This is a genomic window from Corynebacterium sp. (assembly GCF_052107835.1).
GTDB lineage: Bacteria > Actinomycetota > Actinomycetes > Mycobacteriales > Mycobacteriaceae > Corynebacterium.
This window is the reverse complement of record NZ_JBQEDF010000007.1, coordinates 17,350-32,817: the sequence shown is the minus strand read 5'-3', so window position 1 is coordinate 32,817 and position 15,468 is coordinate 17,350. Positions and strand designations below refer to the sequence as shown.

Sequence of the window (15,468 nt, the reverse complement as noted above, 5' to 3'; positions counted from 1 at the left end):
GCGGCCCGGTAGGGCATCCCGGCATCCGAGGCCGGCCACGAGGGGGTCAGACCGACTCCGGGTGCCGGGATGCCACCGAACCGCCGCAAGGCGGAGAGCGGGTAGCTACTTCCGGAAGATGATCCAGCGCTGGATGATGAAGTTCAGCACTGTCGCGGTCCCCTGGGCGATGACGAAGCTGATCGCGCGGACCCAGAACTTGTCCAGGTCCAGGTCCTCCAGCCACGGAATGCTGATCGTGTACAGGCTGACCTGTACCGCATAGGTCACCAGGTAGGAGAACATGGTGATCAGGAAGCGCTTCACCGAGGGCTCCGCCTGGAAGGTCCAGCGCCGGTTGATCAGGTACGCGGTCAACGTGCCGAGGATGAAGCCGACGGTCTTCGACGCTCCATCACCCATCCCCGCGAGGAACAGCAGGTAGGTGCTTCCGAAGTCCACGATCGCGCCGACCACACCGGTCATGATGAACCGGAAGAGCTGCGTCTTCAGCGGGAGGCGGTCGCTCAGCGGGGCGTCGGACGCAGCGTTGTCGGGCACGGTTCTGTCGGTCACTTCTCATCCTCCGGCAGCGGCGTGACGTGTGTGGGCACCTTGTGACTGCGGGCGGCACGGAAGGTCCACACCTTGTTGAACAGGAAATTCACCGGGATCGCCACGCAGACGCCCAGCAGGTTGCCCCAGTAGATCGGGTCCCGCAGCCCCGTCGACCCGTCCCAGATCTCCCGCGACAGGTGCACGGGCGACTCCGGGTTGATCAGCATCGTCTGCACAGCCAGCGTGACCAGCAGTCCGCCCACGCCCACCAGCATGAACGAGAACATCTCCCGGAACCAGGACGCCTTTCCGGAGGTCCGGAACGTCCACCGCCGGTTCAGGTTGAAGTTCCACAGGTTCGCCACGACGAACGCCAGGACGGAGAACACGTGGTACCAGCGGATGTTGTAGTCCGTGCCGAGCAGGTTGGCGAACACCTCGTGCCCGTCGAAGTCCCCCAGCCACTGCGTGGTGCGGTTCGCCACCACCATCACCGCCGAGTTCACGGCCACGCCGGACGCCCCGACAATGCCGAACTTCGTGAACTGGCGGATCAGCCGCTTCGTCCTGTCCACCGCGCCCGCCCGTGGCGACCCTCCGTCGACCGCGTCGTCGGCGGAGTCGGGCCGCTCAGCGAGGGCATCGGTCACGGCGCGTCCTATCTGGTCGAGGGCTGTCGGGGATACTGTCAGGATCACTGCTCAAGGGGCCGGGAGCATTCCCCGACGCTACCGCTCATACGCTACTGCCACCGGCTGCATTTGCGAAACCTATTCGAGCCCGTGCCCCTGCAGCAGGTAGCGGTACATCTCCAGACGTTCAACCAGACTGCACTGGGGCACCAATGGGGTCACCACGGACTCCCCGCCACCACGGGCGTCCCATCCGTCCGCGCCGCAGGTCGCCAGGATCCGTCCCGACGCCGCGGACAGCGTCCTGATCTCCACCGCGTCGAGCGGGTCGGTCGACAGCCGCCCGTCCTGCGGTAGGAGGCCGGCGTCCGCCCTGGTGAACCCCAGGGCGGACATCAGCATCTCGGTGATCTCGTCGGACGTCGCCCGGTCCGACAACGTGGACAGGGCAATCACCCTCGCCCACGCGGCGGCACGTCCCACGTCCGTCTGCTCGGCCGGGACCCGGTCCAGCGTGTTCCGGACGCCCTCCGGCACCTGCGCCGGACGCTCCAGGTCGAGGGCCTGCAGCAGCGGCGTGAACTCGTAGAGGTCCCCGGCCAACAGCATCCGGCGCAGTTCCGGTGCGATGCCCGACAGAATCTCCTCGACCGTCTCCTCCCCTGTCAGCGCCACGTTCACGGCCGCCAGATCCACGTCACGGGGGATGGGGAAGTCGCTGGACCGCTCATGCCGGCGGCCCGTCGCGTCCGGGATGAATTCGCCGGCGAGGCAGACCGCATCAGGGGTGTGCTCGTCGCGGGTCATGGCCCCGGCGGTGGTGACGGTGAAGACCACATCGTCGACCAGCAGCGTCGCCGTCCCGTCGCGGCCCAGCGCCTCGGCCACCGGCGTCCCGATCGGGCCCGCCGTCCGGCTGTACACCCGGAGCCTGTCGCTGCGGCGGGCCTGCAGTGACCACGTCGGCGCACCGGGGGCGTCGGCGTCCTCCAGCATCCGCGGTGCCCCGGGCCAGTCGAAAGCGATCAGTACCGCCCGCACCGTCTCCGCCACCGACAGCTCCCCGTTCAACCCCAGTGCACGCGTGTAGTAGCCCACCGGGGACCGGTGGTGCTCCGCCAGCAGCAGCAGTGTGACGGCGTCATTGGCGGTGTCGGCCACCGCGGCCGGTGGCACGGCCTCCAGCAACGGCAGCCGGAGGACCGAGGCAAGACCGTCTCCGACCGCCGCGCCGCCGGGGCGGTCGGTCCAGGGGGCATGCCGTGCGTTCATGGCCACCAGCGTAGCGACGTTGGCCGCACCCTGTCGGCCATGTGCTACCCGGCGAGGACCACCGGCAGCGCACGCAGCTCCCCGCCGAGACGCTGGACCCGCAGCTTCTCCGCCGCGTTCCAGTCCCGTACCAGCCAGCGCAGTCCGCGTGCGGCGGCCATGCACGTCACGACCGCCTGTGCCGCGTCGCCATCGAGCCCCTGTGGTGCGGGGCCGGGCTGGGGTTCGTAGGTGATCTCCCCCCAGGACGGCTGCCGTTTCCCCGGCTTCGCCGCGGCGAACGCCTCCCTGCTGCGCTCGAGTTCAGCGCGGGCGTTGTCGAGCGTCGCATCCGGGTCCACGATGCGCGTGCCCTCCGGCAGTGCCGCGTCCTGCCCCCCGTCCGCACCGGCCACCACAACGGGGCGCGACAGCAGCAGGGCCAGGACGCCGTCACGGTCGTGGCGTTCCCCGATCCACTCCGCCTCCGCGGCGAACCCGTGGACGCCGTCGTCGTCGATCAGCCAGGCCCCGCTGAAGTCCCCGAGCAGGACACGCGCGTCGACCTCCACCTGCCACACGGCGGTGGACGCGCCGACGGTGGCCACCACCAGCAGTGGCGGATCCTGGGCACGGGTCGCCCCGGCCTGTGCGGCCTGTGAATTCTCGGTCGTCATGTCGGTCACCGTGCCTTTCCTCCGCGGTACTGCTCCGCTACGTGGACACCGTAGAGGACGCCCACCTGCAGCGCACCGTTCACCGTGTTGGGCATTCGCCTGAACAGGCCACCGACCAGGGGCAATCTGCCACCGAACCCTCCGATGATCCGCTCGCCGGCACCGTCCAGCCGCCCCACCAACCACGCCGTTGCCGTGACGGGGAGAATGACCGCTGCCGAGGCAAGGACCACGCCGGCCACCTTCTTCACCGCGGACAACCCGCGCAGGTTCTGGGTCGTCCGGGGCCATTCGGCGGAGATTCGCTGTTTCTCGTCCGTGGACCATCCGTTCCGCTCGGCCACGAGCAGGGGAACCAGGCCCCCGATGAGCACGCTGGCCTGCCCGGCACGCCGCAGCCAGGGGTTCGCCACGGCATCACGCAGCGTGTAGTAGCCGAGGGTCACGGCGGACACCACGGCCAGCTCGGTCTGGTTCGGTGCTGTCCGGTTCAGGGCTGTCTGGGTGTTCACGGGCCCGAGTGTACTGGCGTCCGGACCACCTCCCCCGTTGCCTTTCCCCCGTCCGCACCCTGACTCCGGCCCACTATGTGTTAGTTACTGCATTTCCCACGGCAACCCCAGGGGATGGTGCGACCGACCTGACGGGTTGCCCGCCCGATGACAGTAACTAACCACAAGTAAGTAACCGGGCGGATCCACGGGCAGGTCCGATAGGTCCGCGACGAGGTGCGCGGTACGCTGGGAACCATGTTCGGGAGAGGGTCCGGGAAGGACGATACGGGCGGCAGAGACCGCGCCAAGAAGCAGATGCGCCGCAGCATCGCCAAGGCCAACGACGGGCAGCCCGCCGGGACCAAGGGGTCACGCGCCGAGACCAGCGTGGTCGGCGGCAGTGACCCCGACAAGCACTATGAGGCGGCGAGCCACACCGACGCACCGATGAACGAGTTCATGGTGCGCCTGATCGCCCAGGAGCTGCCCGTGCTCGACTCCACCAGCCGACGGATCATCAACCAGGAGCTCCGCGAGTACAACGGGCCGCAGATCACCTGCGTCGCCGAGCTCCCGGAGACCATCCGCGAGGTCATGGAACTCTAGGAGCGCCCGCCCCCGATCTCACCCAGCAGCGCGGCGTAGCGGTCCCGGACATCCTCGTGCCGGGCGTAGCGGGCCGCTGCGGCGAGGCGGCTCTCCACCCCGTCCACCAGCCAGGGCACCTCGGCGCGCCGGGCCTGCTGCACCACGGACTCGAAGATCATCAACGCCTCGTCGTCGCGTCCCGCCACGTGCAGCAGCAGGGCCTCCTCGGTCAGCGCCTCCAGCCGGGGCGCCGCCTGCTGCCCCTCCGCCGACGGAGCGGACGAGGCTGCCGGCCCCGTCTCCGCGGTCTTCGCTTCCCCGGCGGCCCATACCGTGAGCTCCAGCGCCGTGTCGACCCGGTTGGTGTGAACCAGTCCCCGGTTGACCGCCAGCACCCCGTCCACCAGGTCGGATGCCGCGCGCAGCGCGCCGGGGACCGGTCCCGGCCCCGCCTGTCCCGCAGCCTCACGGTAGGTGCCGTAGGCGTCCTGCAGCCGCTGGAACTGCCCCGGCCACTCCCCGCCGAAGTTCTCCTCGGTCAGTGCGGTCGCCAACCGGGTCGCCTGGACCTCACGGCGGAACGCCGCATCGGGGAACCGCATCCAGTCCAGCCCGTCGATGTCGTCGAGGCTGTCCAGGACCATCGCCGCACGGGGGAAGTCGTTGTCGTCGAGGCATGCGGACAGGCACCGGACGTGACTCTCCGCCGCATACTCCCACAATCCCCAGTGCACGGCGTTCGCCGCGGTCTCCGAGTAGGATTCCGCCGCTGACCTGCTGTTCCCCATGGCCGCGAGGACGTCCGCCCGGGAGCTCATCAGCTGCACCCGGGCGGCGTGGTCCTCGCCGGGCAGCAGCGCCAGGGCCCGGTCGTAGACGGCCACGGACTCGAGGTAGGCGGCGTGCCCGGCCAGGGCGAGGGCCAGTCCGGAAAGGTCCTCCCACAGGTCCGGGGCAGCGTCGGTACCGAGCATCAGCCCGGCGTCGTCGGGGCGCTCCGGCAGGCTCAGCGCAACCGCCGTGATGTACTGCGCCAGCGCACAGACCGCGTCCGGGTCGGACCCCTCGCACCCGGAGAGCCCGATCAGCAGCCCGGCCCCGACCTGCGGGATCGAGCGGGGTGCATAGCGGGTGACCCGTCTCAGGGCCCGCAGTGCGAGCACCACCGCATGCTGGTCGGGGTAGATGCCGCCCATCAGGATGTCCTGCTCGATCATCGCGCGCACCACGGGGTGGGAGTCCTCCCATACCCCGGAGATCGCCTCCACCCGGTTGGTGAGGATGACCTGCGGGGACGCATCGGCGTTCTCGGCCTCCTCCTGCGCCTCCTGCCGGGTGCGCAGCATGCGGTCGAGGTCCGCGACGACAGGATCGTCCGGAGCCTCCTCCGACGGGGGATCGTCGGACCCACCGGGCCCGGCATCGTCCATGCCGTCATCGGACCCCTCGGGCTCGGCGTCGTCCGGACCCTCGGCATCCATGAAGACCACCGACAGTTCGTACCGGCGCACCAGCTCCCCGACCAGTGGACCGAGCTGCAGCGGTCGTCCACTCTCACGGAGTTCCACCAGCCGGTCCACGCCGGTGTCCACCGCCTCGGACAGTCCCAGCATCGAGTACAGCATCGTGGCCGCCACCGCGTCCTGCTCCCCGAACCCCGCGACGTCCGCCGGGCCGGCCACCGGCACCTCGGGCGTCGCGGTGCCGCTGACCCCGCCCTGCCAGTCCGCGACCTCGCCGGGCAGGTCCAGGTGGGACGCGGCCAGCCAGTCCGGCAGGTTCAGCGGGGACGGCGGGATCGCGGCGAGCACCCGCGAGCCCAGGGTGTCGGCGTCGGTGTCGTCGGCGGCCTCCCTCTCCGGTGCCATCCCGGGCAGGACGTGCAGTCCCAGACCCACGGTGGATTCCACGTCATTGCCGTTGCGCCGGTCCAGCGCGGCGGCGGCTTCCCGGGCGTGGGACCCGGCCCAGTCCGCGAGGGAATCCACCGTGCCCGGGCCCTCACCGGCCACCTCCGCCAGTCGGCCGGCCACCGCAGGCAATCCCGCGAGCACCGGTCGGACCTCGCCGAGCCCCGCCTCCGACGCCCACCGGTAGACAGTGTGCAGCCCCTCCAGCAGGTGGACGTCCCGGTCGATGTCACGGTCCGCCAGCCCCAGGAAAGGAAGCAGCCGGTCAACCAGCCCCAGGGCCGTGCGCTCGTGCCCCGTCTGGGCGAGGAACTCCGCGACCTGCAGCAGGGCGTCCGACAGTCCGGGATCGCCGCCCGCCCGGTCCGCGACGAACGCAGCCCTCGCCCGGGTGTCCTCGGCCGGCACCGTGGACGCCAGCGGGATCAGGGATTCCGCCAGGATCACAGTCGGTTGCGAACGGGTCTCCGGTGCCCCGGACATGGTTTCGACGATGTCCGCCGCCACCCCCAGGTCACCGCGCTGCAGGGCGATCATGCCGCGGACATCCATGTCCCGCTGGAAACCGTAGGCGCCCTCCCACGTCGGCTCGTCCGGCAGGGACGGCACCGGCAGGTCGTCGAGCAGTCGCTGCGCCTCGTCGAGACGTCCCACCGCCAACAGGAAGCGCACCCGGGTCTCGGCGATCTCCCTGCCGGACTTCCCCAGTTCCGACAGCGCACTGAACGCGCGGGACGCCAGGTCACCGAGGGTCCCGGCATCGACGTCCGGATCCAGCGACGCGGCGAGGACAGCATCCTGCCACAGCATGTCGAAGAGATTCGGCAACTCCCCGTCCCCCTCGCCGTCCCCGGCGCCAGTGGCCCCACCCACCGCATCCGGGTGGGCGGGGAACCGCACCGGGTCACTGAGATGCAGCTCCCACAGGAACGGCAGCAGCTCGATGGTCTCCGCGATGCCCCGTCCGCTGTCGCGTGTCCCGTTCTCCAGGCAGCGCAGGAGGTCGATGCGGTACGCGAGCTCGCCATCACCGGATTCACCGTCAACTCCCAGGGAATCCGAGAGTTCCTCACACCGGCGCAGGTAGGCGTCCTCACTGATCTCCGCGCGGGAGCGCATTCCGCGCAGGGACTCCCACTCACGCGCCACCGAGGCCACATCCACCGAACCCATGGCCCAACTATGACATGTTTTCGCCACCCCCGGCGGTAGGGTGGTCGTCATGGAACTGAAGACGCACACCCGGACGCTCACCGGGTGGGGACGAACCGCGCCCACCACGGCCGAGGTCCTCTCCACCCCGGACGTCGACGTCATCGCCGCCGCCGTCGCACAGGTGGCCGACAGCAACGCCGACAAGCCTGACCACCTCAAGCGCGGCGTGATCGCCCGCGGAATGGGGCGCTCCTACGGCGACCCCGCCATGAACGGCGGCGGCCTGGTCATCGACATGCAGGAGCTCAACAGGATCCACTCCATCGACCCGGAGACCGCCCTGGTCGACGTGGATGCGGGTGTGACCCTGGACCAGCTGATGAAGGCGGCCCTGCCGTCGGGTCTGTGGGTCCCGGTGCTCCCCGGCACCCGCCAGGTCACCATCGGCGGCGCGATCGGCCCGGACATCCACGGCAAGAACCACCACTCCGCCGGATCCTTCGGCAACCATGTGGTGTCCATGGAGCTGCTGGTGGCCGACGGCCGCGTCCTGCACTTGGAGCCGGAGGGCTCCGCCGACGACCCGGACGGGACACTGTTCTGGGCGACCGTCGGCGGCATGGGGCTGACCGGCATCATCCTGCGCGCGCAGATCCGGATGACGAAGACCGAGACCGCCTACTTCATCGCCGACACCGACCGCACGGACACCCTGGACGAGACGATCGCCGCCCACTCCGACGGCTCCGAGGTGAACTACACCTACTCCTCGGCGTGGTTCGACTGCATCTCGCCGGAGCCGAAGCTGGGACGCGCCACGATCTCGCGTGGCTCGCTGGCCACCCTGGACCAGCTCAAGGAGTACGCGCCGGAGCTGGCGAAGGACCCGCTGAAGTTCAACGCCCCGCAGCTGATGACCATCCCGGACATCTTCCCCTCGTTCACGCTGAACAAGCTGACACTGTCCGCGGTCGGCATCGCGTACTACACGATGGGCGCTCCGGCGAGGAACAAGATCAACAACCTCACGCAGTTCTACCAGCCGCTCGACCTGTTCGGGGAGTGGAACCGCGGCTACGGCCCGAAGGGCTTCCTGCAGTACCAGTTCGTGGTGCCGGTGGATGCCGTCGAGCCGTTCAAGCAGATCATCAAGGACATCCAGAAGTCCGGGCACTACTCCGCGCTGAACGTGTTCAAGCTCTTCGGCGAGGGCAACCGTGCGCCACTGAGCTACCCGATGCCGGGCTGGAACGTGTGCGTGGACTTCCCGATCCGTCCCGGTCTGGGCGCTTTCCTGGATTCCCTGGACGAGCGCGTCATGGAGTTCGGTGGACGTCTCTACCTGGCCAAGGAGTCCCGCACCACCGCCGAGAACTTCCACCGGATGTACCCGGGTCTGCAGGGGTGGCTGGACACCCGCCACTCCATTGATCCCACCGGCGTCTTCGCGTCCGACATGTCCCGCCGCCTCGAGCTGAACTAGAGCTGTTTTAGGAGTTAGTCAATGATCAACGCTGTGGGTAAGCCCCAGTCCATCCTGCTGCTCGGCGGTGCGTCCGACATGGGTCTCGCCGTGGTCGAGGAGTTCCTGACCCGGGGCCCGGCGCGCGTCGTCCTGGCCGCCCGACCAGGTGAGCACCTGACGCCGGCCATCGAGCGGATGGAGGCCGCCGGCGCCTCCACCGTCGACACCGTCGACTTCGACGCCACCGACTTCGATTCCCACCCGGAGGTCTTCGACCGTATCTGGGCGAACGGGGACATCGACCTGGCCATCGTGGCCTTCGGTGTGCTCGGCGACAACGAGGAGCAGTGGACCGACCAGAAGAAGGCCGTGCTCGCCGCGCAGGTCAACTTCACCGGCGCGGTGTCGGTCGGCGTGCTGCTGGCCGACCGGCTGAAGGCGCAGGGCCACGGGCAGATCGTGGTGTTCTCCTCCGTCGCCGGCGAGATGGTGCGCCGTTCGAACTTCGTCTACGGCTCCACGAAGGCCGGCACGGACGGTTTCTACCGCATGCTCGGCGAGGCACTGCGCGGCACCGGGGTGCGGGTACTGACCGTGCGCCCGGGCCAGGTGCGCACGAACATGACCGAGGGTCTGGACGATGCACCGCTGACGGTGGACAAGCCGGACGCGGCGAAGGCCGTTGTCGCTGGTGTGGACGGCAAGAAGTCGGTCATTTGGATCCACCCGCTGTTCCGCTGGGTCATGCTGATCCTGAAGAACCTGCCGCAGTTCGTGGTGCGCCGGCTTCCTCTCTAGGACTGACTGTGTGACGGGCGGCCTTGCGGCGCCGGGACTCCTGGATCTCGCGTTTTTCCCTGCGAATACTGAGCACTATCCCGACCGTGATGGACGCCAGGATGATAACCAGGGTCGTCACGCCTGAGGCGGTATCCGAGATTGCGCCGTTGTTCTTGAGGGTGATGTTGATGATCATTGCAGCGAGCAGCAGTAACGTGACTCCTGCCCACAGCAACAGCTGCGAGCCCCTCACCCGCCGGGGTGACTTCCTGTCCTGCATCGGGTTTCCCCTTCCCCGGGTCCGGCGTCGGGCCCGGACGGTACGCCAGCACGTCGCCCTTGCATAAGTCTCCTATGCGACGGGGCAACGGTAAATCCGCCGACGAGCCGGGGCAAGCCCTCATGCGCCCCACGCCCGGATCGTTACGCAATCGATACGACGTCCCCAGGGCCGGCACTGCGGGCGCCCGGCACGAGGAACCAGCGCTCGCCCGGGACCGCTACTCCGCGAAAGCGTAGTCGGTGTACCCCCGGGCCCCACCGACGTAGAAGGTGGACTGGTCCGGGGTGTTCAGCTCCAAACCGTCCCGCCAGCGGCGCACCAGGTCCGGGTTCGCAATGAGTTCCCTGCCGACCACCGCGGCGTCCGCCAGGTCCTCCTCCACGATGTGCCGGGCCTCGGTCAGGTCGGTGATGTGGCCGAAACCACTGTTGAGCAGGAACGTCCCGCCGAGACGCCCACGCAGGTGGGCGACCAGGTCACCGTCGATATCCTTGTGCAGCACCGACAGGTAGGCCAGCCCCAGACCCTTGATGCCGTCGATCAGGGCATCGTAGGTGGCCACGACATCGTCCCGGTCATCCTCCGTCGCACCCTGCACACCGTGCTCCGGCGAGATCCGCAGCGCGGTGCGTCCCGCGCCAATCTCCTCGGCCACGGCGCGTACGACCTCGACCGTCAGCCGCGCGCGGTTCTCCGGGGACCCGCCGTAGGCATCGTCGCGGTGGTTGGAGGACGCAGCGGTGAACTCGTGCAGCAGGTAGCCGTTCGCGCCGTGGATCTCCACGGCATCGACACCGGCGTCGACCGCGCGGCGCGCTGCCTGGACGAACTCATCGACGATGCGGGGAATCTCCTCGGTCCCCAATGCGCGCGGAACCACTCCGTCGAGCTTCCCGGAGAAACCGCGGACCGGGCCACCGGTGCCGACCGCGCTGGGAGCCTCCGGCTCACCACCGCGCAGCAGGTCCGGGTGGGAGGTCCTGCCACCGTGCATGATCTGCATGACCAGGGTGCCGTCGTTGGCGTGCACCGCGTCGGCCACCCGCGTCCACGCGGCCTGCTGCTCCTCATTCGCGATGCCCGCCTGCCCCGGGAACGAGCGGTTGCTGAACGCGGAGAATGTTCCCTCCGTCAGCACCAGACCCGCCGACGCGCGCTGCGAGTAGTAGTCCACGTGCAGATCGGTGGGGACACCGTCCTCCTCCGCCCGTTGGCGGGTCAGCGCCGCCATGGTCACACGGTTGGTCAGGTGCAGTGCTCCCGCGTCCAGCGGGTCGAAGAGAGAAGTCATGCAGAGGGAACCTGCGGGGACCCGGCGCTATTCCCGGTTACCCTCGCGCCGGCGGACCGGGCGACCGCTATCGCCACACGTTTCGATGCTAACCAGGCATCTGACGTTCTGGGCCACTGCTTCAACCGGGAACTTCGCACCGGTTTCGACACGGCGACTTAAGTGGAAACAGTCAGAGCGGTGCGAACTTTCCGGTTACCGATAGGACCCCTCCGCGCCCCAACCCCTCTCCGACAGGGCGGGATCCCTGCAGTCCGGAGCGTGCCGCACGTCAACGTGCAGGACCCGGAGAATCTCTTGCACAATACCCCACTGGGGTATACAGTTTTCCTTGGAAGGGCAGCACAGGGCCGCCCCACACAACGGATTCACCCGAGGAGCACATCATGGCCACCGTCACCAAGAACTACACCGTCGAAGGCATGACCTGCGGACACTGCAAGGCCTCCGTCGAAGAGGAGATCTCCGAGATCGCCGGCGTCACCTCCGTCGAGGCCGAGCTCGCCACCGGCAACGTCACCGTCACCGGCGAGGACGTCACGGATGACGCCGTGAACGCCGCCGTCGACGAGGCCGGCTACACCGTCAGGAACTGACCGCCGGCACCACAGCCACCACAACGATCTAGGACTGACCAGCAGTGACACAGACGCACCCCGGCGCCGACCTTATTCAACTCGACCTCGGCGTCACGGGCATGACCTGTACGTCGTGCTCGAACCGGGTGGAGCGCAAGCTCAACAAGCTCGACGGCGTCGACGCCACCGTCAACTTCGCCACCGAGTCCGCGTCCGTCAACTACGACCCCGCCACCGTCGACACCGACACACTGATCAGGACCGTGCAGGGCGCCGGGTACGACGCCTTCACCATGGTGGATGAGACGCAGGACGCAGCGTCCGGACCGCAGGACGGTCCCGCGCAGGACGCCGCGTCCGGCAGCCCGTCCACCGGCCAGTCCCAGATCGACGCGGCCCGCGACGACGACGCCGCCGACCTGAAGAAGCGCACCATCATCTCCGCGATCATCGCTGTGCCGGTCGTCCTGGTCAGCATGATCCCCGCACTGCAGTTCGAGTACTGGCAGTGGGCCGTGCTCACCGCCGTGACGCCGGTCTACTTCTGGGGTGGCGCACCGTTCCACAAGGCTGCGCTGCTCAACCTGCGCCACGGCGCCTTCACGATGGACACCCTGGTCAGCCTGGGTACGACCGCCGCCTACGTGTGGTCGCTGTGGGCGCTGTTCCTCGGCAATGCCGGGCATCCCGGCATGACCATGGAGATGCATCTGCTGCCGTCGAACACCACCATGGACGAGATCTACCTGGAGACCGCCGCGGTGGTCATCACCTTCCTGCTGCTCGGACGCTGGTTCGAGACACGTGCGAAGGGGCAGTCGTCCGAGGCGCTGCGCAAACTGCTGGATATGGGGGCCAAGGACGCAGCCGTCATCCGCGACGGTGCCGAGGTCCGCGTCCCGGTGAGCCAGCTCAAGGTCGACGACGTCTTCGTCACCCGGCCCGGCGAGAAGATCGCCACCGACGGTGTCGTCACCGAGGGCACCTCCGCGGTGGACGAATCGATGCTCACCGGGGAGTCCGTGCCCGTCGAGGCCACGGTCGGTTCCCCGGTCACCGGGGCGACGATCAGCACCTCCGGACGTCTGCTGGTGCGCGTCACCCGCGTCGGTTCGGACACCACCCTGTCGCAGATGGCGAAGCTCGTCACCGACGCCCAGTCGAAGAAGGCGCCGGTGCAGCGTCTCGTCGACCGGATCTCCCAGTACTTCGTGCCGATCGTCGTGCTGGTCGCGATCGCCACGCTGGTCATCCACATCGCGGTCGGCGGTGGCGTGGCACCCGCCTTCACCGCCGCCGTCGCCGTCCTGATCATCGCCTGCCCGTGCGCCCTGGGGCTTGCCACCCCGACCGCGCTGCTGGTCGGCACGGGACGCGGTGCGCAGCTCGGCCTGCTGATCAAGGGCCCGGAGGTGCTGGAATCCACCCGGCGCGTGGACACCATCGTGATGGACAAGACCGGCACGGTGACCTCCGGCGAGATGTCCGTCAGCGACGTCACGGGCGCCCCCGGCATCCTCGCCAGGGCCGCCGCCGTGGAATCCGGTTCGGAGCACCCGATTGCCCAGGCGATCGTGCGCGAGGCCGAACGCGCCGGTGACATCCCACAGGTCACCGACTTCGACACCACCGCCGGCCACGGCGTGTCCGGGACGGTCGACGGTGAGGTCGTCAGCGTGGGACGTCCTGCCGCGGACCTGCCGGACGAGCTGGACGCGGCGTTCCGCGCCGCACAGGACGCCGGCGGAACCCCTGTGGTCGTCGAGGTCAACGGATCACCCGCCGGCGTGGTCACCGTGCGCGACACGGTGAAGCCGACCTCACCGGAGGCCGTTGCCGCACTGAAGGACCTGGGGCTGACCCCGTGGCTGCTCACCGGCGACAACGCCGGTGCCGCGACGGCGGTCGCCGCCGAGGTCGGCATCGACCCGGCCAACGTGATCGCCGGGGTCATGCCGGACGACAAGGTCACCCAGGTGGAGAAACTGCAGGACGAGGGCAGGAACGTGGCGATGGTCGGTGACGGCGTGAACGACGCCGCCGCCCTGGCCACCGCGGAACTGGGCCTGGCGATGGGCGCCGGAACCGATGTCGCCATCGAAGCCTCGGACATCACCCTGATGAACAACGACCTGCGCTCCACCGTGGATGCGATCCGCCTGTCGAGGCGCACCCTCGGAACGATCCGCGGGAACCTGTTCTGGGCCTTCGCCTACAACGTGGCCCTGATCCCGGTCGCGGCGGTCGGGTTCCTGAACCCGATGCTGGCCGGCGTTGCGATGGCGTTCTCCTCGGTGTTCGTGGTCTCGAACTCGCTGCGGCTGCGCGGTTTCCGCTCCAGCCACGCGTGACCGCGGGCGGGGCCGGGCCGCTAACCGACGGCGTCCCCACCGCCGAACAGGTGCACCCCGCCACCGTCACCGTACGGTGACCAGCCGGGGTGCCCCTCCGTCACGAACCTGACCCAGGCACCGTGCATCCGGTCGGCGATGGCCTGCGGTCGCGCACCGTCGAGGATCCCGGCCGCATCCGGGGAATCGAGCGCGTCGAAGACGAAGGGGAGTTCGAAGGCGTGGGCCGCGCCCATCCGGCCACCCTCCGCCGTGGAACGCCACCCGAAGCGGTACAGGTACCGGGTGCCCGGCGAGCCGGCGATCCGGTGGGCGGGACCGGCGAAGATGAGGTCGGTCCCGATCCGCGCGAAGACGTCCCGGTCACTGTCCCCCTCCTGACGCGCGTCCCAGTACTCCTCCAGGGCACTGTCGGACAGGCCGTGGAGGTGGCCGAAGCCCTCGGCCGCCCGGCGGACCTCCACCCCGTTCTCGGGCATGGGGAAGAAGAACAGCTTCGCCTCGTCCAGGTTGTAGCCCGTGAGGATGTCGATGCCGGAGACGTCGCCGCGTCCGATCACCGCCGATGGCGCCTCCGGGAGGACCTCTCCGTCGATGACGGGCTCGAACGGGAGGGACTGCCGCGCGATCTCACGCCACCGCGGGTCGGAGGCGTTGCCGCCGACCTCCTGCTGCAGCTGCTCCTGTACCGCGGGGAACTCCGCGTCCGGCACGCCGGACACCGCGTCGCGCACCGGCGCGACACCGAGGAGCTCCGCCACCCGGTCGCGCACCGTCACCGCGTCCCCGACCGACAGGGCGTTCCCGTCTCCGCCGGACTGGAGGATCGCGCGGTGGAACAGCCCCCGTGCCGCGGGCACCGCCAACAGCGTGGCAACACTCATGGCCCCGGCGGATTCACCCATCACGGTGACCCGGTCCGGGTCCCCTCCGAACCGTGCGATGTTCTCCCCCACCCACCGCAGAGCCGCGATCTGGTCGAGCAGCCCACGGTTGGCGGGGGCGTCCTCCAGCAGCAGGAAGCCGTCGATGCCAAGCCGGTAGTTGACGGCGACGTAGACGATCCCGTCGCGTGCGAACGCGGCGCCCTCGTACAGGTCGAGCGCATTGGAGCCGGTGACGAAGGATCCACCGTGGAGGAACACGAGGACCGGGGCTGACCCATCGAGGTCGGGGGTCTCCACGTTCACGTGGAGGTAGTCGTCGCCAGGGACGGAGACGTTCGGGATGAGATGGCCGAGCACCGGGGACGCACCCCGCTGCGGTGCGGTGGGGCCCACCCGTGTGGCATCGCGCACACCCTCCCAGGGTTCAGGGGCCTCAGGGGCGAGGAACCGGCGCCCACCCACCGGCGGCGCAGCGTAGGGGATCCCACGGAAGGTGGCGCCCCGGCCTCCCGTTCCCCGCCGTAGTCCCCGGATTGTCCCCTGCTCCAGTCGAATGTCGACTGTGTCAGCCGTACCGTCCATATCCGCT

At 69.2% G+C, this 15,468-nt stretch carries 13 protein-coding genes; 5 read left to right on the top strand and 8 right to left on the bottom strand.

The window, feature by feature from the left end:
• Positions 1-105 precede the first annotated feature (105 nt).
• The 5 genes from ACTIL2_RS03040 to ACTIL2_RS03020 all read right to left on the bottom strand — a co-directional run bounded on the left by ACTIL2_RS03040 (position 106) and on the right by ACTIL2_RS03020 (position 3,609).
• Positions 106-555 carry a GtrA family protein gene (locus tag ACTIL2_RS03040; RefSeq protein WP_442335979.1) on the bottom strand — a complete coding sequence of 150 codons (450 nt, stop codon included), beginning with the start codon at positions 553-555 and terminating at the stop codon, positions 106-108.
• Complete coding sequence (locus ACTIL2_RS03035; RefSeq protein WP_442335978.1) at positions 552-1,235, bottom strand: GtrA family protein; 684 nt, start codon at positions 1,233-1,235, stop codon at positions 552-554. Before ACTIL2_RS03035 ends, ACTIL2_RS03040 begins: the two co-directional genes overlap by 4 nt.
• Positions 1,236-1,307: 72 nt before the next feature.
• A complete protein-coding gene (locus ACTIL2_RS03030; protein ID WP_442335977.1) occupies positions 1,308-2,441 on the bottom strand; it encodes a hypothetical protein in 1,134 nt (377 codons plus the stop codon).
• 44 nt (positions 2,442-2,485) lie between these two features.
• Positions 2,486-3,097: an N-acetylglucosamine-6-phosphate deacetylase gene (locus tag ACTIL2_RS03025; protein ID WP_442335976.1), complete on the bottom strand. Its 612-nt coding sequence runs from the start codon at positions 3,095-3,097 to the stop codon at positions 2,486-2,488.
• Between the two features lie 5 nt (positions 3,098-3,102).
• Positions 3,103-3,609 carry a hypothetical protein gene (locus tag ACTIL2_RS03020; protein WP_442335975.1) on the bottom strand — a complete coding sequence of 169 codons (507 nt, stop codon included), beginning with the start codon at positions 3,607-3,609 and terminating at the stop codon, positions 3,103-3,105.
• Positions 3,610-3,846: 237 nt separating this feature from the next.
• On the opposite strand from ACTIL2_RS03020, the gene ACTIL2_RS03015 reads away from it, so the two are divergent.
• Positions 3,847-4,197 (top strand): hypothetical protein, encoded by a 351-nt coding sequence (locus ACTIL2_RS03015; protein ID WP_442335974.1) that lies wholly within the window; start codon positions 3,847-3,849, stop codon positions 4,195-4,197.
• On the opposite strand, the gene ACTIL2_RS03010 is transcribed toward ACTIL2_RS03015, so the two are convergent.
• A complete protein-coding gene (locus tag ACTIL2_RS03010; RefSeq protein ID WP_442335973.1) occupies positions 4,194-7,262 on the bottom strand; it encodes a hypothetical protein in 3,069 nt (1,022 codons plus the stop codon). The two genes, ACTIL2_RS03015 and ACTIL2_RS03010, sit on opposite strands and share 4 nt — an antisense overlap.
• 49 nt (positions 7,263-7,311) lie before the next feature.
• On the opposite strand from ACTIL2_RS03010, the gene ACTIL2_RS03005 reads away from it, so the two are divergent.
• Both ACTIL2_RS03005 and ACTIL2_RS03000 read left to right on the top strand, forming a co-directional pair.
• On the top strand, positions 7,312-8,727 hold the full coding sequence (locus ACTIL2_RS03005) for an FAD-binding protein (RefSeq protein WP_442335972.1): 1,416 nt from the start codon (positions 7,312-7,314) through the stop codon (positions 8,725-8,727).
• Positions 8,728-8,748: 21 nt separating this feature from the next.
• A complete protein-coding gene (locus ACTIL2_RS03000; RefSeq protein WP_442335971.1) occupies positions 8,749-9,507 on the top strand; it encodes a decaprenylphospho-beta-D-erythro-pentofuranosid-2-ulose 2-reductase in 759 nt (252 codons plus the stop codon).
• A gap of 482 nt (positions 9,508-9,989) precedes the next feature.
• Here ACTIL2_RS03000 and ACTIL2_RS02995 read toward each other — a convergent pair whose 3' ends face one another.
• Positions 9,990-11,063, bottom strand: coding sequence for an alkene reductase (locus tag ACTIL2_RS02995; protein ID WP_442335970.1), 1,074 nt, complete (start codon positions 11,061-11,063; stop codon positions 9,990-9,992).
• 386 nt (positions 11,064-11,449) lie between these two features.
• Here ACTIL2_RS02995 and ACTIL2_RS02990 point away from each other — a divergent pair, with 386 nt between their 5' ends.
• Both ACTIL2_RS02990 and ACTIL2_RS02985 read left to right on the top strand, forming a co-directional pair.
• The gene (locus ACTIL2_RS02990; RefSeq protein WP_442335969.1) at positions 11,450-11,659 is read left to right on the top strand and encodes a heavy-metal-associated domain-containing protein; all 210 of its coding nucleotides are present in this window, start codon (positions 11,450-11,452) and stop codon (positions 11,657-11,659) included.
• A 101-nt stretch (positions 11,660-11,760) separates the two neighbouring features.
• Positions 11,761-13,992 carry a heavy metal translocating P-type ATPase gene (locus ACTIL2_RS02985; protein ID WP_442336022.1) on the top strand — a complete coding sequence of 744 codons (2,232 nt, stop codon included), beginning with the start codon at positions 11,761-11,763 and terminating at the stop codon, positions 13,990-13,992.
• 20 nt (positions 13,993-14,012) lie between these two features.
• Here the strand turns inward: ACTIL2_RS02985 and ACTIL2_RS02980 are convergent, their stop codons facing one another.
• Positions 14,013-15,461, bottom strand: a complete 1,449-nt coding sequence (locus tag ACTIL2_RS02980) for a carboxylesterase/lipase family protein (protein ID WP_442335968.1) — start codon at positions 15,459-15,461, stop codon at positions 14,013-14,015.
• Positions 15,462-15,468 lie beyond the last annotated feature (7 nt).